The organism is Nocardioides sp. P4_G4 (assembly GCF_056401085.1).
Window position 1 is genome coordinate 16,748 of record NZ_JBFUKA010000016.1, and the last position, 20,047, is coordinate 36,794.

Consider the following 20,047-nt stretch of genomic DNA (forward strand, 5'->3'; position numbering starts at 1 on the left):
GAGGTGGCTGCATGAGCACCCTGCAGGCAACCCGAACCCCCGCCCCCGCCCCGGCGAGCGGCACCGACGACCGGCGGGTCTTCCCGCTCAACACCCTGCGCGCCATCGCGGCGCTCAGCGTGGTGACCTTCCACGCCTACCAGCACTCCCGCAGCGGCCCCGACGCCGCATGGCCCTGGGACGGCCTGGCCCACCAGTTGATGATCGGCACCGAGCTGTTCGTGGAGATGTTCTTCGTGCTGTCGGGCCTGGTCCTCTGGCTGCCGGTGGCCCGGGCCCTGTACGCCGGCGACGAGACCCGGTCGGGTCGCGCGATGCTCCTGCGACGCACGGCCCGGCTGCTGCCGCTGTACTGGACCGTCGTCCTGGTGGTGTGGGCGATGACCAACCACGACCTCCCGGGGCACTGGCAGGACCTGCTGCTGCACCTGACGTTCACCCACATCTACAGCGACACCTACATCTTCTGGACTGCAGGCCCGGCCTGGAGCCTGGCGGTGGAGTTCCACTTCTACCTGCTGGTGGCGATGAGCTTCCCGCTGATCCGGCGGGCGGTCCGCCGCTGGGACGGCCCGCGGGCCCGCACCGCGGTGCTGCTGTCCCTGCCCACCCTCCTGCTGGTGATCGGCCTGGTCTACAACCTCGTCACCATCAACCTGACCCAGCAGGACCCGGCCAACTGGTCGGTGTGGTTCTCGCCGATGTCGCGGGCCGGCAGCTTCGCCGTCGGCATGTTCCTCGCCGTGGCCAGCGCGCGAGGCGTCCAGCTGCCGACCGTGYCGCGACGACTCGTGGCCGGTCTCGGTGTCGGGGCCCTGCTGGCGCTGGTCGTCACCCGGCCCGACACGGGCCAGCTGCACTGGTGGCCCACCCTGTACGCCGTCGCGCTGGGCGTCGCGCTCGCCGCCATCGTCCTGCACCGCGGCCCGTACCCGAAGGTGCTCACCGAGCCGACCCTGGCCTGGCTGGGCGGGCTCGGCTACGGGATCTACCTGATCCACGAGCCCGTGCTGCGGCTGGTCTCCTCCTGGGGGCTCGTGCCCGCGGCTCAGCCCGGGGCGGCCTTCCTGGCGACGGCCGTCGTGGTGGCGGTTCCCAGCGTGGCCCTCGCCTGGCTCAGCTCCCGGACGGTGGAGTCCGCCGGGCTGCGACTCTCCACGCTGGTCGACCGGGACGGAACACCGCGGGACTACTACCCGCACCTGTCCCGCGAGTCCGCCTGACGCATTGTGGTCGTGTCGCCGGCCTCAGGCCTGGGTGCCGAGCGCCACGGGAAGCACCGCGGTGGCGCCGGCCTCGCGAAGCGCCACGGCCGCGACGGTCATCGTCCAGCCGGTGACGACGAGGTCGTCGACGAGCAGCACCGGGCCCGAGGGGACCCCGGCGCGCAGCTCGTAGCGCCGTGTCACCGCCGCCACCCGCTGGGCAGAGTTGGTGGCGCCCCGGCCCGGGGCCACCGACGGGTCGGCGATCGCCCAGGTGCCGACGAGGGGCAGCTGCATGACCCGGGCCAACCCGGCGGCGAGGTCGGCGACGAGCTGGGGACGGGTGGYGGACTCGACATGGACGAGGGCGACGGGCCGCTCGGCCCACTCGCCCGACCAGTCCTTCATCACCGTCATCAGTCCCTGGGCCAGGGACGGCGGGACCGGCCCGTCGGGGACACCGGCGGCGAAGAGCTCGCGCAGCGCCTGGCCGTGGCCGAGGTCGGTGAGCCGGGCGATCGCCCGCCCGTCGGCGGGACCGGTCCCGATCTTGCCCTTGAGGCCGAGCCCGAGGTTGGCCAGCGCGGTGGGCCACATCTTGCGCGGCTCGATCGCCACCCCCGGGCGCGAGAGCCGGGCGCTGGCCGACGCCACCGCCTCCTCCGAGACGGAGGTGACCAGCGAGAGGCCACCGCAGTTGTCGCAGCGGCCGCAGTCGACGGCGTCGGGGTCGTCGAGCTGCTCGCGCAGGTAGCGCATCCGGCACTCGTCGCTGTCGAGGTAGGCCAGCATCGCGGCCTGCTCGCGCTCCCGGGCCTCCCGGACCCGGTCGTAGCGCTCGGCGTCGTAGGCCCATGGCCGGCCGGTGGCCTCCCACCCGCCCTGGACACGTCGGACGGCACCGTCGACGTCGAGGACCTTGAGCATCGCCTCGAGCCGGTTGCGCCCGAGCTCGACGTAGGACTCCAGCGTGGCAGTGGACAGCGGCTTGTCGGAGCCCGCGAGGACCTCGATCGTCTGCCGGACGAGCTGCTCGGGCGGGAAGGACAGCCCGGCGAAGTAGGCCCAGATGTCGCGGTCCTCGAGCTGCGGCAGGAGCACGACGCTGGCCTCCGAGGTGCCGCGACCGGCACGGCCGACCTGCTGGTAGTAGGCGACCGGGGACTGGGGAGCCCCGAGGTTGATCACGAAGCCCAGCGAGGCGTCGAAGCCCATGCCCAGCGCCGAGGTGGCGATGAGGGCCTTGACCCGGCCCGCCACCAGGTCGGCCTCCAGCGCCTGCCGCTCGGTCGGGTCGGTCTGCCCGGAGTAGGCGGCGACCTCGTGCCCACGCTCGCGCAGGTAGGCCGCGACCTCCTGGGTGGCGGCGACGGTGAGGCAGTAGACGATGCCCGAGCCGGGCTGCTCGGACAGGTGGTCGGCGAGCCAGGCGAGCCGCTGCTCGGCGGTGCGCAGGCGAAGCACCCCCAACCGCAGCGACTCGCGGTCGAGGGAGCCGCGGAGCACCAGCACGCCCGAGCGCTCGTCGGCGGCCGGGTCGAGCCCACCCCCGAGCTGCTCGGCGACGTCGGCGGTCACCCGGGCGTTGGCCGTCGCCGTCGTGGCCAGCACCGGGATGCCCTCCGGCAGGTCGCCGAGGAGCGTGCGGATCCGGCGGTAGTCGGGGCGGAAGTCGTGGCCCCAGTCGGAGATGCAGTGCGCCTCGTCGACCACGAGCAGGCCCGAGGTGGCGGCCAGCCGCGGCAGGACCTGGTCGCGGAAGCCCGGGTTGTTGAGGCGCTCGGGGCTGACGAGCAGCACGTCGACCTCACCCGCGTTGATCGCGTCGTTGATCGGCTGCCACTGCTCGATGTTGGTGGAATTGATGGTCACCGCCCGGATGCCGGCACGCTCGGCGGCCTCGATCTGGTTGCGCATCAGGGCGAGCAGCGGCGAGACGATGACGGTCGGGCCGGCGCCTCGCGAGCGCAGCAGCAGGGTCGCGACGAAGTAGACCGCCGACTTGCCCCAGCCGGTGCGCTGCACGACCAGCGCCCGGCGGCGGTCGACGGCGAGCGCCTCGATCGCGGACCACTGGTCCTCGCGCAGGACCGCGTCGTCGCGTCCCACCAGGGCCTGGAGGTGGCGCTCGGCCTCGGCACGGACGTCGGTGGCGGTGGTCATGGCCCCATGTCTAACAGGGCGCCCCGACAACGCTCAGGCGGCGTCGACGAACGCCTCTCCGTCCAGCACGGGCACGACGTCGCCGGCGTCCACCTCGGCCGCCACCGCGACGTCGTCGGCGAACCCCGCCGCCACCAGCTCGCGCCCCGAGGCGCAGTCGTGGAGGTCCGCGGGCAGGCGGACGGCCGCCCAGGCGTGCGTCGCGACCAGGGCCTCCGGGCTCAGCCCGCCGACACGCCGCTCGAGGAGCCCGGTCAGGATCGCGCCCGCCCCCCACAGGTCCTCGACGGCCGGTCGCAGGGTGCCGTCGGGCCACCGCTCCCCCGCCGGTACGACGACGCACGTCGCGCCGCCGCGCACCAGCGGTGCGAGGTGCTCGGCGACCGCAGCGGCGTTGCGCAGCGACCCGGCCACGACCCGGGCACCGGTTCCCGCCAGCGCCATCGTGATGGTCGAGCCGTTCGGCGAGGGCAGCACGATCCGCTCCACCCCGGCGACCCCGGCCATGGCGGCGGGCGACAGGCTCACCTGCCCCGCCTGCTCGCGCGCCTCGAGACGACCGACCGCCAGCAGCGCGTCCCGCGAGGCGRCGTACGACAGTGCGGTCTCGTCGCGCCACCGGTAGGGCAGGACGGCGATCCCCCGCCCGACCGCGATCGTCACCGTGGTGGTGAAGGACAGCACGTCGACGACGACCGCGATGTCGGCGGGGACCAGGGCCGCGCCGGTCGGGCCCCACTCGCACCGCACGGCGTACGCACCCTGGTCGTGCCCCGGCTTGATCACCGGACCATTCAACAACCTAGATGTCGTGGTCTCCCTGGGTGACACCCTTGCCCATGGAGAAGGCCACGGTGAGGCCGGCGTCGACCCCGGCCGTCGCCCCCTCGACGAGGTAGGTGGACACCGCCTTGGTCGCGGACTTCATGGCCGGGCTGATCTCACCCACGAGCTCGGCGAAGTTGTCGAGGGACGTCGAGAGTCCCTTCATGAAGGTGCGGCACCTCTCGATGACCTCCCGCGCCTTCATCACCAGGCCGGTGCCGGCCCACGGTGCGGCGATCCCGGCGGTCAGCGCGACCTTGGCCAGCGCGTCGACCGCCGCCCCGACCAGGTCGGAGACCAGCGCCTGCACGAAGTCCCGGACACCGGCCAGCAGCCCGCCGGCGACCTCCACACCGGCGGAGACGCCGTGGGAGATTCTTCCGAGGGCTGTGACGACCTCGGCCGAGACGGACGAGACACCCCGGTAGGCGTTGATGGCGAGACCCGAGAACTCGCCGAGGTCGTGGGCGACCAGCGCGGTGTAGTCCGGGGAGAGGCCCTGGAGGTGGTTGCCGATGTTGGTCCACGACTGCGCCCCCGCGGTGATCACCGCCGGGTCGCCGAGCATCTCGTCGAGCCACTCCTGGAGGGCGCCGCAGTGCTCCATCATGAAGTTGGCCACCATCGAGGAGACGCCGGCGATGGGGTTCACGATCATCCCCACCACGTCCAGAGCCGCGCTGACGCCCTGCACGCTCGCCTCGATGAAGTCGCCCTGGGCGAGGGCGGAGGCGCCGTCGATGGCGCCGTCGAGGACCGCCACACCGTTGTTCAGCTCGGTGATCGAGCCGTGGTTGGCGACCAGCCCGTGGTCGGTGCCCGGGGAGGTGACGACGAGATCGTTCACGGGAGGAGGTCCACCATCTTGTTCCATGCGGTCATGACGGCACCGTCGACGACCTCGAACTCGTCGGCCACGTTCTGCACCGCGTCCGCGGTGGAGGTGAAGATCTCGCCGAGCGTGGTCATCGACTCCTGGCCGGCCGCGTCGAGCGGCGCCATGAGCGGCCAGACCAGCTTCGAGCCGATGGTCCCGAACATGGTCGAGCTGAAGTTGGCCTCGTGGGAGGCGGCCCTGGCCTTGTCGACCTGGCTGTTGAGGCTCCGCACGTGCGAGGCGTGTGCCCGCAGGTCGCCGGCGTTGACCGCGAATCCGTCGCTCATCAGACCTCCTCGTAGCCGTACTGCTCGCGGTACGCGTCGGCGTACGTGCGGGCCGTGCCGGAGTCGGGTCCGTAGACCTCGGCGCCGAGCTCCTCGATGCGGAACGACAGCCGGCGCTGGGCCTGGCCCAGGGCGCTCATCACGGCGCTGCCCAGCTCGCCCGGCGACAGCTGGTGGACGTCGTCGGAGAAGCGGACGGCCACCGGGTGCGCGGTGCCGTTGACCGTGACGACGGCCCGACCGTCGGGGCTCTCCCCCTCCACGGTGAGCGCCTCGGAGCGGCGGGCGAACTGCTCGGCCTGGTCGAGCTTGGCCAACGAGGCGTCGGCCTGGGCGTCGATCTGGGCGAGCATGGCGTCGAGTCTCGAGGACACGGGGATCAAGCCTCCTACATCGGAACGTGGCTCACCCCGGGTACCCGGGGCGGCGCGGGTCAAACCCCGGCGGCCCTAATGTTGCGCCATGACCACCGATCTCGGGACAGAGCTGCCACAACGGACCGCGCTGGCGTGGGCGATGGTGGCCGTGGCCGTGGTCCTCGCCATCCCCACCTACCGGGTCTTCCGGACCGCGGCCGGCGGGTCCGGRTCCCTCGGCACGTGGGTCATGGGCGTGGGCATGGCGCTCGTCCTCGTGGTGGTGCCCCTCCTGCTCGCCCGTGGCCTGCTCCGCATCCACGTCCACGTCAGCGGGTCGACGCTGACCCGCACGTACGGCGACCGCGTGGTCCACCAGCTGCAGTTCTCGCAGGTCACGCGGGTGCGGGTGAAGCGCGAGGCCTACTTCACGACGATCACCCTGTGGGGCGACGACCCCCGGCACCGCGCCCTCGTCTTCCCGGTGTCGATGGCGTACGTCAACGACCTAGAACCCCTTGCGCAACGCATCGACGCCGAGCTCGAACGACGACCGGACCTGTTCCTCGACGACTACGAGGAGCGGCGGTGGGACGAGTTCAGGCACCCTGACCGGTGACCGGCACCACCACGACCGGGCCGGGTGCGTGCCGCACCACCTGCTCGGCCGTCGAACCGGTCAGCAGCCCGCGGAAGCCACCCGCCCCCCGACGGCCGACCACGAGGATCTCCGCGCCGACGGCGCACTCGAGGAGCTTGGCCGAGGACTGGCCGTGCGCCGCGTGCAGCTCGACCGTGCAGTCCTGAGGGAGGTGCAGGGCCTGCACGTCCCGCGCGAGCTGCTCGAGCACCGCCTGCTGGAAGTCCTCCTCCGGCGGGACGAAGCCCGGCGCCATCGAGGCGGGACGGGGCGCGTTGGTCAGGCTCCAGGCCCGCAGCACGTGCAGGGGGATGCCGAGGCGGGCGGCGTGCCGACCCGCCCACACGACTGCCTCACCGGAGGACCTGGACCCGTCATGACCCACCAGGATCCCGCCATCGATCGTCACCGCTGCTCGCATGGAGCGAGCGTAGACCGACGGCTCGGGCCGCCGCCTCGTCCCGCGCGGCTGAGCCGCCTGACTCACCAGATGCGGACGCGCTGCTCCGGGTCGACCCATAGCGCGTCCTCCGTCGAGGTCTCGAACACCTCGTGGAACTCGTCGAGGTTGCGCACGATGTTGGCCCGGAACTCCGGCGGGGAGTGCGGGTCGATGGTGAGGTACTGCTGCTCCTGCTCGCGACGCCGCTTGGTACGCCAGCAGTAGGCCCAGTTGAGGAAGACCTTGCGCCGGTCCTCGACGGAGGCGTCGCCGCCCTCGGCGATGACGAACGCCTTGTGGCCGATGGTCAGGCCCCCGAGGTCACCGATGTTCTCGCCGACGGTCAGCGCGCCGTTGACCTTCTCGCCGGGCAGCGCGCGCGGCTCGAAGCCGTCGTACTGCTCGATCAGCGCCTTGGACTTGACCTCGAAGGCGGCCTTGTCGTCGGCGGTCCACCAGTCGTTGAGGTTGCCGGCTCCGTCGTACTGAGCGCCCTGGTCGTCGAAGCCGTGGCCGATCTCGTGGCCGATGACCGCGCCGATGCCGCCGTAGTTCTCCGCGGGGTGGGCGTCGGGGCTGAAGAACGGCCTCTGCAGGATGCCCGCCGGGAAGCAGATCTCGTTGGTGCCGGGGTTGTAGTAGGCGTTGACGGTCTGCGGCAGCATGAACCACTCGTCGCGGTCCACCGGCGAGCCGATCTTGGCCAGCTCGCGGTCGGTCTCGTACGCCGCGGAGGCCGCCACGTTGCCCATCAGGTCGTCGGCGGTGACCCGCAGGTTGCTGTAGTCGCGGAACTTCTCCGGGTAGCCGATCTTGGGCCGGAAGGTGTCGAGCTTGTCGTAGGCCCGCTGCTTGGTCTCCTCGGTCATCCAGTCCAGCGCCTCGATGGAGACGCGGTAGGCCTGGAGCAGGTTGGCGACCAGGTCGTCCATCATCGCCTTGGACTCCGGCGGGAAGTGCCGCTCCACGTAGACCTTGCCGACGGCCTCGCCGATCGCGCCCTCGACCAGGGCGACGCCGCGCTTCCAGCGCTCGCGCAGCTCGGGCGTGCCGTTGAGGGTGCGGCCGTAGAAGTCGAAGTTGGTCTGCACGAAGTCGTCGGGAAGGTAGGGCGCGGCGGAGCGCAGCACGTGGAACAGCAGCCACGGGCGCCACTGCTCGATGTCGACCTCCTCCAGCACGGTCGAGAGGTGCGCCAGGTAGGACGGCTGACGCACGCACGACTCGGCGATGGTCTCCGCGCTGCCGCCGAGGTTGGTGGCGTAGGCCTCCCAGTCGAAGGCCGGCGCGAGCGCCTTGAGCTCCTCGAGCGTCATCAGGTTGTAGGTCTTCTGGACGTCGCGGGTCTCCGCGCGCTCCCAGTGGCCCTTGGCCAGGCGGGTGTCCACCTCGAGGACCGTCTGCGCCGCCGCCGCCGGGTGCGCGTGGCCGCCGAGCTCGAGCAGCCGGGTGAGGTAGCCGACGTACGCCTCGCGGATCTCGGCGAACTTGTCCTCGCGGTAGTAGCTCTCGTCCGGGAGCCCGAGGCCGCCCTGGGTGATGTGGAAGAGGTAGCGGTCGGAGTTGCGGTCGTCGGTGTCGATGTAGGACCCGAACAGGCCGGCGCCGCCGATCCGCTCGAACTCGCCGAGGAACGCCGCGAGGTCGCGCACGTCGCGCAGCGCCTCGACCGCGGTCACGAGCGGCTGGATCGGGCGCGTGCCGAGCCGGTCGATCGCCGCCTCGTCCATGAACGAGGCGAAGAGGTCGCCGATCTTGCGGGCGTCCTCACCGAGCTCGTCGGCCGGGGTCTCGGCCAGCGACGTGATGATGTCGTTGACCTGCTGCTCGGCGACGTCGGCGAGCTGGACGAACGGGCCCCAGCTCGAGCGGTCGCTGGGGATCTCGGTCTCGTCGAGCCAGCGCCCGTTGACGTGGCCGAACAGGTCGTCCTGGGGACGGATGTCAGGGTTCATGCCCGGGCGGGCGTCGTCGAGGATGCTCACGGACCCGACCCTAACCGGCGGCACCCACAGAGGTCGGCCCAACCGGTCAGCGCGCCGGTCGGTCCGCCGGTCAGCGGAGGCGCACGATGCTCTTGCCGAGCGTGCGGCGCTCGTCCATGTCGACGAGGGCCCGGCCGAAGTCCTCGAGGGCGTACGTCGCGCCGATGGGCGGCCTGATCACGCCGCTCTCGATCATCGGCATGAGCGCGGTCCACTGCTGCTGCATGAAGTCCTGGCGGCTCATCGCGTAGGCACCCCACCCGACCCCGCGGACGTCGATGTTGTTCAGGAGCAGCCGGTTGACCTTCACCTCGGGGATGCCCTGGCCGGCCGCGAAGCCGACCACCAGCAGCCGGCCCTGCTCGGCCAGGCAGCGCAGCGAGTCGGTGAACAGGTCGCCCCCCACCACGTCGAGGACGATGTCCACGCCCCGGCCACCGGTCAGCTCCTTGACCCGGTCCCGGAACCCCACCCCGTCGGCGGAGACGAGCACGGCGTCGTCGGCCCCGGCGGCGCGGGCCACCTCGGCCTTCTCCTCGGTGCTGACCACGGCGATCGTGCGGGCGCCGTACCCCTTCGCGACCTGGAGGGTGGCGGTGCCGACCCCGCCGGCCGCGCCGTGCACGAGCACGGTGTCGCCCTCGCGGATCCCGCCGCGGTCCTTGAGCGCGAACTGCGCGGTCAGGTAGTTGAGAGGCAGTGCGGCGCCCTCGTCGTACGACAGGACGTCGGGGAGCGGGAAGGTCCAGGTGGCGGGCGCGGCGACCCGCTCGGCGGCGTTGCCCCACCCGGCCACGCCCGCGACCCGCTGGCCGACGACGAGGTCGCTGCTCCCGGGGTCGAGCACCTCGCCCGCGAAGTCGACGCCGAGGTTGAACGGCGGCTCCGGCTTCATCTGGTACTCCCCGCGGCTCAGCAGCAGGTCGGGGAACGAGACCCCGACGCTGTGCACCTCGACGAGCACGTCGTCGGGTCCGGGCGTGGGATCGGGGACGTCGTTGACGACGACGTCGGAGGGACCGGTGAGGGTGACGACCTGGGCAGCGCGCATGGGTCGCAGGCTAGCCAAACCGGTGGCCCCTGTCGGTGCCACCCGTCAGACTGGCCGCATGCCGGACCCGTTGATCGACCAGGTGCAGGACACGGTCGGCGACCAGGTGGTCGGCCGACGCCTCCCCCGTGCCCTGACGCCCTTCCGGACCCCGGCCTACCGGTGGCTGGCCGTCGCGCTCGCCGCGAGCTCGTTCGCTGGCGGCGTGTGGATCGTGGCGCTGGTGTGGGAGGTCATCCGGCTCGGCGGTGGCCCCGGACAGCTGTCCACCGTGATGACCGCGAGCGCCGTCGGCGTGCTCGTGCCGGCGCTCCTGGCGGGCGTCGTGGCCGACCGGGTCCCGCAGAAGCACATCCTGCTGACCGTCGCGCTCGTCGAGCTCGTCGGGATGACGCTGGTCGCCTTCCTGTCGTCGGTCGACCTCAACGCCCTGTGGATGCTCGCCTGCGTCACCTTCGTGACCGGGATGGGCATGGCGTTCTACTACCCCGCCTACTCCGCGTGGCTGCCCGCCCTGATCCCCGAGTCCGACCTCCAGGCGGTCAACGGCTTCGAGGGCATGGTGCGCCCGACCATCGGCCAGGCGATCGGCCCCGCGGTGGCCGGCGCCGTGGTGGCCGCCGCCTCCCCGGGGACCGCGTTCACCGTGGCGGCCGTGTCGTCGGCGATCGCGCTGCTGGCACTGGCCCGCGTCCCCGTCACCCCCGTACGCCGCACTCTCGACGCCGCGCACGCCGGTCACCCGGTGCGCGCCGCCCTCGCCGACGTGCGCGAGGGCTTCACCTACATGGTCCGCACGCCGTGGCTGCTGGCCACGCTGCTGTTCGCCTCGTTGATGATCCTGGTGATGATGGGCCCGCTCGAGGTGCTCATCCCCTTCCTCATCAAGGACCGGCTCGGCGGGGGCCCCACCGACCACTCCTACGTCCTGGCCGCCTTCGGCATCGGCGGGGCGGTCGGGTCCCTGGTGGTTGCCTCGATCCGGATGCCGCGGCGCTACCTCACCCTGATGAACCTCGGGTGGGGACTGGGCTGCCTGCCGTTCGTGGTGATCGCGCTCGCTGACAGCGTGTGGGTGGTGGTGGCCTCGGCTGCAGTGATCGGTGCGCTCTTCTCCGCACCCATGGTCATCTGGGGCACGCTGCTCCAGCGCCGGGTGCCGGCCCACCTGCTGGGCCGGGTCGCGTCGCTCGACTTCTTCGTGAGCGTGTCGCTGATGCCGGTGTCGATGGCGCTGGCGGGTCCGGTCGCGGACGCGATCGGGCTGCGCAACACCTTCTTCATCGCCGGGCTGGTGCCGGGAGTGGTGGCGGTCGTGGCGATCCTGTGGGCCAGGCTGCCGGCCGACGAGCTCGCGCACCCGCTGCGGGACTGACCTGCGGGCGCAGGGATGACGACTGCTCAGCAGTCGCCCGGCAACGGAATCGTGAGCGTGTCGGGCCCTTCCTCGGCCGGAGGCGCGATCATCAGCGCACCGGGCTGCACGAGGGGGTCGTTGCCCGTCGAGTCGGCCGCCGCCAGCCACAGGGCCGGTTGAGCGGCCCACTGGACACTGCTGGACACGATCCCGTACTCGTCCATGGCGATCACCGGGCTCTTGGCCACGTCGTACGGGTTCAGCCGGATCGTCGTGCCTTCGTCGATCGGGCCGTGGTTCGCCACGGCACACTCCATCGCGGCCCAGTCGCGCTCGTTGGGCTCGGCCAGGTAGTTCTCGGCACGCATTCCGGCCACGGCGAGGGACACCAGGGTCCCGGCGACGGCTGCGACCACGGCTGCGGTGCGCAACGCCCTCCCCGACAGTCTCACGACGGCTGCGGAGAAGACGGCCGCTGCACCCGCCCACAGCACGAACTGCGAGGGCGCCGCCAACCGAAAGCTCGCCCAGAGCTCGAGGGGCAACACGACCAGCGCGGTACCTGCCCACGCCAGCAGGACAGCCACCGACCCCGCGAGGTGGCGGGGTCCACCCAGGCCGGGGAACAGCAGCAGCGCCGCCAGCAGGACGACCGACCACACCAGGGACTGGTGACTCGGCAGGATCTGCAGGTCGACCGTCCGCGGCAGGAACTCGTCGACGAACCACGTCACCCGCTCGGACGGCGTGGCGTCGGAGATGCGCGCCATGGCGATGGAGTCACGCTGCCGAACGAACAGGACGTTGGCAAGGAGACCTGCGACGGTCATCACCGTCACGATGACGCTCCTGGACCACATGGGCGGCTCGCGCCGCGCCCAGCGATGGGCGGTCCAGAGCAGCGGCGGCAGCACCGCTATCGGGGCCACCTGCTGGTAGGTGAACACCGCGGTCCAGATCAGGACGCCCGCCGCCAGCCACCACCATCGCCGCGAGGAGGTGGCCAGGAGGCCGGCCGACATGGCGGCGGGAAAGGCCAGCAGGCCCCCGGCGATGATCGCCCAGGTGGCGGCCGAGGGCGCCGACGTGGTGGACAGGGCGACCCCGCCTGTGCAGGCCGCGAGGAGAAGGGCCGTCGCACCCCAGGGTCGATCGATGAGCCGGAGTGTCAGCAGGGCGGCCGTTGCTGCCCCGAGCGACAGGGCGAGGGTGGACGCCAGCCGGAACAGCCACAGGCTCTCGACGCTGTGCACCGGCGGTGCGAGCACGGTCATGACGAACGCCGTGACGGGCCGCCCACTGTCGATCAGGAACTCCCGGGTGTACCCCAGACCGCCGGTGCGGCTGGCGAAGACGTACCCGTAGTCGTCGAGCCTGCCGTAGTCACCCCCGATGGCGGGGCCGTAGGCGACCACGCCGACCACCATGCAGGCCACCGACACAAGGAGTGCTGCGGTGCGGAGGCCGAGGCGGTCAGGCATCGCGGTCCCGGTCGTCGACCAGGTGGACGGTGGTGAACGCGGCGAAGGGCGCGAAGCCGGCCCGCGCCCAGGAACGCTGCACGCGCACGTTGCTGGCCTGCGTGGAGATGGCGACCCTGGTGATGCCGCGGTCCTGGGCCAGCTGTCCGACTCCGTGCAGCAGGGTCGAGTAGCGGCCCCCACCCTGCTCGGCCGCGACCAGTCCGGCGAGCTCGATCTCCAGGAACGACGCGTCCTCGCCCTGCATGCAGGTGGCGAGACCGATGGCCCGGCCGGAGCGCAGCAACGTGACCACGTCCTCCGGCCGGGTGGCGAGGGTACGGCCGGCCCACTCCAGGTATCCCTCCAGCACCAGGGCCGGTGGGAAGGCAGGATTCGCCGAGTAGTGGCTGGGATAGTCGTGGAAGCTGTCGGCCAGCACCCGGTCGAGGTCCTCGCCGTCGACGCCCGTCCGGGTGTCCAGGCCGTCGCCCACGGCCGTCCGGACCGTCAGGTCTGCGACCGGGACGTCCCAGTAGGTCAGGGTGTCTGCGGCGATCACCCGCCGGCCGAGACCGGCCACGAGACCGGCGACCCTCGTCATCCTGGCCGGCCACCGGGCCACGATGACGTCGCTGGACGATTCCCCGACCGCCGCGACCACCTCGGCCTCCACCCGGGCGGCATCGGCGGCCGCCTCACCCACGGTCAGCCGCGCGACACGCATCCCGAATCGCCGCGTGTCGAGCTCGCTCTCGCTGAGACGGACGTCCCCGTGCGAGAGACCGTCCCACGTCATCCGGACACCGTGTAGCTCGTGACCGCCTCGACGACCCGATCGACGTCCGCATCGCCCATGCCGGCATGCAGGGGAAGCCTCACGAGTCGGGACGCGACCCGTGCCGTCACCGAGCACGGGAAGGGCGTCCGCCCGAGGTGTCGGCCGGCGGGCGAGTCGTCCAGCGGCTGGTAGTGGAAGGCCGAGACGATGTCGCGCTCAGCAAGGTGGTGGATGAATCCGGACTGATCGGCAGGCTCGGGCATCACGAGGTAGTAGAGGTGCGCCGTATGGGCAGCCCCGTCGGGGACCGTCATCATCTGCACGCCCGCGGAGGTCGCCCACGACCCCAACGCGGAGTGGTAGGCGTCCCACACCGCGTGCCGGCGCGCCTGGATGGTGTCGAAACGCTCGAACTGCGCCATCAGGAGCGCACACAGGATGTCGCTGGGGAGGTAGGAGGAACCGTGGTCGACCCACGTGTACTTGTCCACCTCGCCGCGGATGAACTGGCTGCGGTTGGTGCCCTTCTCCCGCAGGATCTCGGCTCGCGACAGCTGCTCGCGATCCCTGACCAGGAGCGCGCCCCCCTCCCCCGAGGCCACGTTCTTCGTGTCGTGCCAGCTGTGGGTCCCGAAGTCTCCGAACGTGCCCAGGTGCTGCCCTCGCCAGGTGGCGCCGAGCCCGTGGGCGTTGTCCTCGATGAGGGCGACTCCCCGCGACTCCAGGACCGGCACCAGGGCGTCCAGGTCGGCCGCCACCCCGGCGTAGTGCACCAGGCACACCGCCTTGGTGCGCGCGGTGATGGCCGCCTCCACCGCCGCGACGTCCACGTTGAGCGTGTCGGGCCGGATGTCGACGAAGACCGGTGTCCCCCCGCGGGTCGCGATCGCGGTGGCGGCCGACGGGAACGTGAACGACGGCGAGATCACCTCGTCGCCCGGACCGATGTCGAGCAACATGTTGGCCATCTCCAGCGCATGCGTGCAGGAGGTGGTCAGCAGCGCCGCCGGGCTCCCGGTCCGCCGCACGAGCCACTCCGTGGCGCGAGCCGAGAACTCCCCGTCGCCGTGCCACACCGATGACTCGAGGGCTTCATCGAGGTACGTGTGCTCCAGACCCCCGAGGTACGGCTGCGAGAACTTGATCGTCGCCATGCTTGGAGACTGTCACGAGGTCGGACCCGAGGCCATCCCCTCGTGCACCGGGTTCACGTGTCTGGGCGATGCTCCGGATCGGCGTCGCACCCGGCTCCGGTGTCCGAACGAACGAGGTACATGGGCCGGTGCATCGAACGGAAGTGCAGCCGTCCGAGGTACTCACCCAGGATTCCGATCGACAGCATCATTGCTCCGCTGAACATGCTCAGGAGGGAGACGAGGGTCGTGAAGCCGGCGACCTCGATGTGACCGGTCCAGTACAGCGTCCACACGGTCACCAGCATGACGAGACCGAAGGCGGAGGCCGCCAGCCCCATCCAGGTGACGAGTCGCAACGGCAGGGTGCCGTACCCGGTGATCATGTTCCAGGTGTGTCGCAGAAGGCGCGAGAAGGTGTAGCCGGAGGCTCCGACCTCACGGCGGTCCATCCGCACCGGGACGCTGCGCACCGCGGTCGTGCCCCACGACAGGACCACGTCGACCGAGACGAAGGGGTCGGCGTGCTCCAGGAAGGCATCGCGCAGCTCGGTGCGATAGGCCCGGAACGCGCCGGAGACCTTCGCGTTGGGGACCCCGGACAGCACCAGCCCGGACTTCACGAGTCGCGACAGGTAGGACCGGAAGAACCCGTGCTCCTCCTCCTCCCCCACCCCGTAGACGAGGTCGACGAGCTCGTCCTCCAGGGGCGCGAGAAGCGCCGGGATCTGGTCGGGCCGGTGCTGGAGGTCGTCGTCCATCGTGACCGTGACGGGATGGCGGGCACGCACCATGCCCGCGAGCAGTGCGTTGTGCTGTCCGTAGTTCCGTCGGAGCAGGACCGTGCGCATGACGTCCGGCCGCCGAGCCTCGAGGTCTCGCGCCACGGCGTAGGTGTCGTCGGGCGAACCGTCGACGACGAGGATGACCTCGTACGCCTCCAGGCCCGCCAGGGCTGCGTGAAGCTGTTCCACGAGTGGCTCGAGAGTGCCACTGGACCGGTAGCACGGAATCACGACGGATACCTTCACCTGAGGAGTATGTGCCACCTCCGCGAGGTCCTACTCCGGGTCGACGATCGCGTTCATCTCGAAGTGCATGGGGTCGGTGTAACCCCAGTCCCCGCCCCAGGCGAAGCCCCACCGCTTGAAGATCGACACCACGTCGCGGTCGATCTCCCCGACGGTGCCGCGCTGGTTGCCCGGCACGTTGATGTCGAAGGCGATGCCGAAGGAGTGCAGCGAGAGCTGCTGGGTGCCGGCGATGAAGCGCGGGTAGAAGCATCCGGCGTACTCGCCGACGTGGATCTCGTCCGCGAGGCCGCGCTGCTGGATCTCGACCAGGGCTGCCCGCAGCTGCGGGAAGACCACCCGGTGGCAGGTCATCGACCCGAGGATCGGCACGGGCTCGGTGCGGATGTTGGCGCCGACCCACGACTGCTCCGGCGCGATCCGACCACCCCCCAGCACGGTGTAGCGGAAGGTGCCGACCGCGTCGGCCACAGAGCCACCGGTCAGCACGGCGGTCTGCGTGGCGCCCGGGTCGAGGTTGGGTCCCAGGATCGTGACCGACGCCTCGTCGCCGACGAGGTCGACGAGGTCCTTGCGGACGTCGCGCGGGGAGTTGATGCCGGTGTAGACGAGCAGGGCGTTGCCGGTCTGGATGCCCAGCTCCTCGCCCCACTTCTCGTTGACCACAGCGTCGACCTGCGGCACCTGCGGGGCGTAGGCCCCGATGTGGACGCGCGCGGCGTCCTTGTCGTTGCCGAGCTTGAGGTAGCCGGCCTCGTCCTGCAGCGTGCGCCCGACGGCCTTGTCGATGGCCAGCTCGCCGCCGGCCACGCGGTCCCAGACCTCCTGGAGCTCGGCGCTCGCGTACGGCGTGTAGTTGCGGTAGGTCGCCGGGTCKACCGCGGCGACGGTGATGACCCCGTTCTGCACACCGAAGTCACCGAGCGAGATCCGCTCGACCCGCTCGACCCGACGGAAGCGCGAGATCCGCCTCACCAGCTCGTCACTCAGCGGCTCCTGGGAGTAGATGCGCAGGTCGGGCCCCACCAGCGTGCCGGTCCGCTTGCCGGGCGGGTCGACGGCGTGCTCGGGGTCGGCGACCGGGACGACGTCGGCCCCCGGCCCGTCACCCTCACCCGACGGCCCCGTCGACGCACCGCTGGAGGCCGCCGCCCCCGGGTCCGGCTGGTCGGCGGCGCCGACCGGGTCGCCGTCGCTGCACGCGGTGGACAGGGCGAGGCAGAGCACGACGGCCACCGCCGCGGCGCGCAGGCGTCGTACGTGCGTCATCACTCCCCCTCCCGACGTCCCAGACTAGGCACCCTGTGGTCGGCAGGCGTGCCGCGGGCCGAATCGTTACCCCGGCCCCGGCTGCCTAGGATGCTGTCCCATGGGGACCTCGGCACGGCCATGCCTGATCATCGGCGGCAACGGGTTCCTGGGCTCCCACCTGGTCGATGCCCTGTCCCGCGAGGGAGCCACGGTCCGGGCCTTCGACCGCTTCAGCGCAGCGCGGCGCTTCGACGCGGACGACGTCGAGTGCGTGCGCGGCGACGTCATGAACACCTCGGACGTGGCCCGGGCCCTGGAGGGCTGCGCCGACGTCTTCCACCTGCTGTCCGCGTCGACCCCGGCCACGTCGGCCGGGGACCCGACGTTCGACCTGCGAGCCAACGTCATCCCGACCGTCGAGATGCTGCGCCTGTGCGCCGACGCCGGCGTGGAGCGGGTCTTCTTCGCATCCTCCGGCGGCACCGTGTACGGGGACTCCGGTGGCCCGCGGTCCCGGGAGACCGACCCGCTGCGGCCCGTCTCGCCGTACGGCATCGGCAAGGTGACGATGGAGAACTACCTCGACTACTTCGCCACCCAGACCGGTCTCACGTCCGTCGTGATGCGCATCTCCAACCCGTACGGCGCGCGCCAGAGCGCCAAGCGGGCGCAAGGCCTGATCGGGATCGCCCTGCGCGACGTGCGCGACCACGCCCGGGTCCGGCGCTTCGGCGACGGCGAGATGGTGCGCGACTACCTGCACGCCGAGGACCTGACCGAGATGGTCGTGGCGCTGCAGGCCGGAGCGCCGCGGCACCACATCTACAACCTCGGCAGCGGCGAGGGGCACTCGGTCAACGAGGTGCTCGCGATCATCCGCGAGGTGACCGGCGTCGACTTCGCGATCGAGCACATCGCGCAGCCGCCGACCTACGTGCAGTCCACCGTCCTGGACATCGAGCGGTTCACCGAGGAGTTCGGCGCCCCGCGCCTGCGCTCCCTGGAGGACGGCATCGCCGCGATGTGGGAGGAGATCCGTCATGACCGATGAGCTCGTCGTCGCCGGACGCGACACCCCCACGCGCGCGGCCGCACGCACCAAGCGACCCGACATCCAGGCCCTGCGTGCCTTCGCCGTGATGGCGGTCGTCCTCAACCACCTGTGGGAGGACGCGGTGCCGGGCGGGTTCATCGGGGTCGACGTCTTCTTCGTGATCTCCGGGTTCCTCATCACCGACCACCTGATGCGCTCCATCGGCTCCGGGCACGCGCGGCTCGGCACCTTCTGGCTGCGCCGGGCGCTGCGGCTCCTGCCCGCCAGCCTGCTGGTGGTGACGGTGTCCCTCGTCGGCGTGCTCGTGCTGGTGCCGCGCTCGGAGTGGAACGTGTCCCTCGACCAGATCTGGGCCAGCGCGCTCTACGTGCAGAACTGGCAGCTGGTCGCCCAGTCGACCGACTACTTCACCTCGGCCAGCTCCCCCTCACCCGTCACGCACTACTGGTCCCTGTCGGTCGAGGAGCAGTTCTACCTCGTCTGGCCGCTGCTGATGCTGCTGCCGTGGACGATCGGACCGCCGTCGCCGGCCGCGCGGCGCCGCCGGGTCGTGGCCACCCTCGGGATCGTCCTCGTCGCCTCCTGGTCGTTCGGCGTGTGGCGCAGCGGTGGACACCCCGAGACGTACTTCTCGACGTTCGCCCGGGCCTGGGAGTTCGGCGCCGGCGGCCTGCTCGCCCTGGGTGCCGCTGCGGTGGCGACGCGGGTCGGCGGGCACGGACGGGCGTTGGCCCTCGTCGCCTGGCTGGTCCTCTTCGCGAACGCGTTCCTGATCACCTCCGACCAGCCGTTCCCCGGCTGGCTGGCCACCGTCCCGGTGCTGGCCACCGTCGCGATCATCGCGGCGGGCTGCGGCGCCGGGCGTCCCGCGCCCACCGGACCGCTGTCCGCGAACCCGGCGGTGCAGGTCCTCGGTGACATCTCCTACAGCCTCTACCTGTGGCACTGGCCGCTGGTGATCCTCACGCCCTTCGTGATCGGGGCCGACCTCGGCTTCACCGGGAGGGTCCTGGTGCTGGTCGCCTCGCTGGCCCTCGCCGCCGTCACCAAGCGCTGGGTCGAGGACCCGGTACGCCGACTGTCCGGCGCGCCGTTGCGGCGGCGGGCCGCTGCTGTCGGCCTGATCGCGGGGGCGACGGCAGCGATCGTGGCGACCTGCCTCCTGGCGTCGGCGAGCGTGGCCTCCGACCGGGCCGAGGCCGCGGCCCAGCTCGAACGGCTCAGCAGCACCCGCTGCTTCGGGGCCGCCGCCTCGGCGCCCGGAGCCGACTGTCCCGACTCCCACACGCTCGCGGTGGGTGGGGCGGAGCTGATGACGGCCGCGTCGCAGGGCAACCCGGTCCACGGGGGCACCACCTGCCAGCAGGAGCCCGACCAGTCGTCCGTGCTCGTCTGCGGGTTCGGGGCGGACCCGGCGGACGCCGAGAAGACCCTCGTGCTGACGGGCGACTCGCACGCCGGTCACTGGGTCCAGGCCCTCGACGAGCTGGCGCTCCGTCACGACTGGCGGGTCGAGATGTACGTCCGCTCCTCCTGCCCGGCGGTGCTCGGGGACGGTATCGCCCCCGAATGGCTGATCGACAGCGTCGAGAGCTGCGGGACGTGGCGCGCGGCGGCCGTGGCCGAGATCGCGGACCGGCGTGACGTCGACGCGGTGGTGACCTCGGCGATCAGCCGCGAGTACCACCACTACGAGGACGGCGTCGCCGTAGAGCAGGACCTGGCCCCGGACTTCCGGGCCGCCTGGACGACCTGGCTCAAGGCGGGCAAGGCGGTGGTTGCCATCAACGACGTGCCGCAGATGGGCCTGGGCGACATCCCCCCCTGCATCGAGCAGGCGGGGCCCGAAGACCCGTGCACCTCTCCGGTCGGCGTGGCCCTGGGCGTCCCCGATCCGATCCGCACCGCCGCCGGCGGGTTGGAGGGCCGGACCGGCTTCGTGTCCTTCGACCCGATCCCGTTCCTCTGCGACGAGGAGCTGTGCCACTCGATCACCGGGGGGATCCCGGTCTTCGCCGACTCCGCCCACATGACCAACGCCTTCTCCCGCTCGTTCGCGCCCTACCTGGGCGAGGCACTGCGCCGCGCCCTGGGCGACTGACGACGCTCCGTGGGGCCCGGGGCCGGCAGCCGCCGGGGCTAGCATGGT

At 71.6% G+C, this 20,047-nt stretch carries 18 protein-coding genes; 5 read left to right on the forward strand and 13 right to left on the reverse strand.

Translation table 11 applies throughout. The annotated features are described in order from the left end of the window. Positions 1–11 precede the first annotated feature (11 nt). Complete coding sequence (locus tag AC1DQF_RS05580) at positions 12–1,223, forward strand: acyltransferase family protein (protein ID WP_477524216.1); 1,212 nt, start codon at positions 12–14, stop codon at positions 1,221–1,223. Positions 1,224–1,247: 24 nt separating this feature from the next. On the opposite strand, the gene AC1DQF_RS05585 is transcribed toward AC1DQF_RS05580, so the two are convergent. Genes AC1DQF_RS05585 through AC1DQF_RS05605 form a run of 5 tightly spaced genes read right to left on the reverse strand, consistent with a single transcriptional unit; the run spans position 1,248 to position 5,731 of the window. Next, positions 1,248–3,368 (reverse strand): RecQ family ATP-dependent DNA helicase, encoded by a 2,121-nt coding sequence (locus AC1DQF_RS05585; RefSeq protein WP_477524217.1) that lies wholly within the window; start codon positions 3,366–3,368, stop codon positions 1,248–1,250. A gap of 33 nt (positions 3,369–3,401) precedes the next feature. Next, a complete protein-coding gene (locus tag AC1DQF_RS05590) occupies positions 3,402–4,154 on the reverse strand; it encodes a 2-phosphosulfolactate phosphatase (RefSeq protein ID WP_477524218.1) in 753 nt (250 codons plus the stop codon). A gap of 16 nt (positions 4,155–4,170) precedes the next feature. Next, positions 4,171–5,040: a hypothetical protein gene (locus tag AC1DQF_RS05595; RefSeq protein ID WP_477524219.1), complete on the reverse strand. Its 870-nt coding sequence runs from the start codon at positions 5,038–5,040 to the stop codon at positions 4,171–4,173. Then, on the reverse strand, positions 5,037–5,357 hold the full coding sequence (locus AC1DQF_RS05600; protein WP_477524220.1) for a type VII secretion target: 321 nt from the start codon (positions 5,355–5,357) through the stop codon (positions 5,037–5,039). The genes AC1DQF_RS05595 and AC1DQF_RS05600 overlap by 4 nt, the downstream gene beginning before the upstream one ends. Beyond that, positions 5,357–5,731, reverse strand: coding sequence for a YbaB/EbfC family nucleoid-associated protein (locus AC1DQF_RS05605; RefSeq protein ID WP_477524221.1), 375 nt, complete (start codon positions 5,729–5,731; stop codon positions 5,357–5,359). The genes AC1DQF_RS05600 and AC1DQF_RS05605 overlap by 1 nt, the downstream gene beginning before the upstream one ends. An 88-nt stretch (positions 5,732–5,819) precedes the next feature. On the opposite strand from AC1DQF_RS05605, the gene AC1DQF_RS05610 reads away from it, so the two are divergent. Continuing rightward, positions 5,820–6,332, forward strand: coding sequence for a hypothetical protein (locus AC1DQF_RS05610; protein WP_477524222.1), 513 nt, complete (start codon positions 5,820–5,822; stop codon positions 6,330–6,332). Here AC1DQF_RS05610 and AC1DQF_RS05615 read toward each other — a convergent pair. The 3 genes from AC1DQF_RS05615 to AC1DQF_RS05625 form a co-directional block, all read right to left on the reverse strand. Next, positions 6,313–6,774: a universal stress protein gene (locus AC1DQF_RS05615; RefSeq protein ID WP_477524223.1), complete on the reverse strand. Its 462-nt coding sequence runs from the start codon at positions 6,772–6,774 to the stop codon at positions 6,313–6,315. The two genes, AC1DQF_RS05610 and AC1DQF_RS05615, sit on opposite strands and share 20 nt — an antisense overlap. Before the next feature lie 62 nt (positions 6,775–6,836). Beyond that, positions 6,837–8,780, reverse strand: coding sequence for a M13 family metallopeptidase (locus tag AC1DQF_RS05620; protein WP_477524224.1), 1,944 nt, complete (start codon positions 8,778–8,780; stop codon positions 6,837–6,839). Positions 8,781–8,850: 70 nt separating this feature from the next. Further along, positions 8,851–9,831, reverse strand: coding sequence for an NADPH:quinone oxidoreductase family protein (locus tag AC1DQF_RS05625; protein WP_477524225.1), 981 nt, complete (start codon positions 9,829–9,831; stop codon positions 8,851–8,853). A 58-nt stretch (positions 9,832–9,889) separates the two neighbouring features. Between AC1DQF_RS05625 and AC1DQF_RS05630 the strand changes: the two genes are divergently transcribed. Then, on the forward strand, positions 9,890–11,206 hold the full coding sequence (locus AC1DQF_RS05630; RefSeq protein ID WP_477524226.1) for an MFS transporter: 1,317 nt from the start codon (positions 9,890–9,892) through the stop codon (positions 11,204–11,206). Positions 11,207–11,232: 26 nt separating this feature from the next. Here the strand turns inward: AC1DQF_RS05630 and AC1DQF_RS05635 are convergent, their stop codons facing one another. From AC1DQF_RS05635 to AC1DQF_RS05655, 5 genes are read right to left on the reverse strand one after another with little or no spacing between them, the layout of a single operon-like run. Beyond that, on the reverse strand, positions 11,233–12,669 hold the full coding sequence (locus tag AC1DQF_RS05635; protein WP_477524227.1) for a hypothetical protein: 1,437 nt from the start codon (positions 12,667–12,669) through the stop codon (positions 11,233–11,235). Next, entirely contained in the window at positions 12,662–13,447 is a 786-nt protein-coding gene (locus AC1DQF_RS05640; RefSeq protein WP_477524228.1) for an N-acetyltransferase, read from the reverse strand. The genes AC1DQF_RS05635 and AC1DQF_RS05640 overlap by 8 nt, the downstream gene beginning before the upstream one ends. Next, the gene (gene rffA, locus AC1DQF_RS05645) at positions 13,444–14,583 is read right to left on the reverse strand and encodes a dTDP-4-amino-4,6-dideoxygalactose transaminase (protein ID WP_477524229.1); all 1,140 of its coding nucleotides are present in this window, start codon (positions 14,581–14,583) and stop codon (positions 13,444–13,446) included. Before rffA ends, AC1DQF_RS05640 begins: the two co-directional genes overlap by 4 nt. A gap of 53 nt (positions 14,584–14,636) precedes the next feature. Further along, on the reverse strand, positions 14,637–15,611 hold the full coding sequence (locus AC1DQF_RS05650; protein WP_477524230.1) for a glycosyltransferase family 2 protein: 975 nt from the start codon (positions 15,609–15,611) through the stop codon (positions 14,637–14,639). Between the two features lie 12 nt (positions 15,612–15,623). Then, positions 15,624–16,862 carry a M15 family metallopeptidase gene (locus AC1DQF_RS05655; protein WP_477524231.1) on the reverse strand — a complete coding sequence of 413 codons (1,239 nt, stop codon included), beginning with the start codon at positions 16,860–16,862 and terminating at the stop codon, positions 15,624–15,626. A gap of 100 nt (positions 16,863–16,962) precedes the next feature. On the opposite strand from AC1DQF_RS05655, the gene AC1DQF_RS05660 reads away from it, so the two are divergent. After that, entirely contained in the window at positions 16,963–17,895 is a 933-nt protein-coding gene (locus AC1DQF_RS05660; RefSeq protein WP_477524232.1) for an NAD-dependent epimerase/dehydratase family protein, read from the forward strand. Beyond that, positions 17,885–19,999, forward strand: a complete 2,115-nt coding sequence (locus AC1DQF_RS05665; RefSeq protein WP_477524233.1) for an acyltransferase family protein — start codon at positions 17,885–17,887, stop codon at positions 19,997–19,999. The genes AC1DQF_RS05660 and AC1DQF_RS05665 overlap by 11 nt, the downstream gene beginning before the upstream one ends. Positions 20,000–20,047: the final 48 nt, after the last annotated feature.

What these genes read in the sequence shown, in the direction of transcription:
- AC1DQF_RS05635 (WP_477524227.1), bottom strand. Translation starts at nt 12,669, where the DNA reads ATGCCTGACCGCCTCGGCCTCCGCACCGCAGCACTCCTTGTGTCGGTG.
- AC1DQF_RS05600 (WP_477524220.1), bottom strand. Translation starts at nt 5,357, where the DNA reads ATGAGCGACGGATTCGCGGTCAACGCCGGCGACCTGCGGGCACACGCC.
- AC1DQF_RS05630 (WP_477524226.1), top strand. Translation starts at nt 9,890, where the DNA reads ATGCCGGACCCGTTGATCGACCAGGTGCAGGACACGGTCGGCGACCAG.
- AC1DQF_RS05615 (WP_477524223.1), bottom strand. Translation starts at nt 6,774, where the DNA reads ATGCGAGCAGCGGTGACGATCGATGGCGGGATCCTGGTGGGTCATGAC.
- AC1DQF_RS05625 (WP_477524225.1), bottom strand. Translation starts at nt 9,831, where the DNA reads ATGCGCGCTGCCCAGGTCGTCACCCTCACCGGTCCCTCCGACGTCGTC.
- AC1DQF_RS05640 (WP_477524228.1), bottom strand. Translation starts at nt 13,447, where the DNA reads ATGACGTGGGACGGTCTCTCGCACGGGGACGTCCGTCTCAGCGAGAGC.
- AC1DQF_RS05665 (WP_477524233.1), top strand. Translation starts at nt 17,885, where the DNA reads ATGACCGATGAGCTCGTCGTCGCCGGACGCGACACCCCCACGCGCGCG.
- rffA (WP_477524229.1), bottom strand. Translation starts at nt 14,583, where the DNA reads ATGGCGACGATCAAGTTCTCGCAGCCGTACCTCGGGGGTCTGGAGCAC.
- AC1DQF_RS05660 (WP_477524232.1), top strand. Translation starts at nt 16,963, where the DNA reads ATGGGGACCTCGGCACGGCCATGCCTGATCATCGGCGGCAACGGGTTC.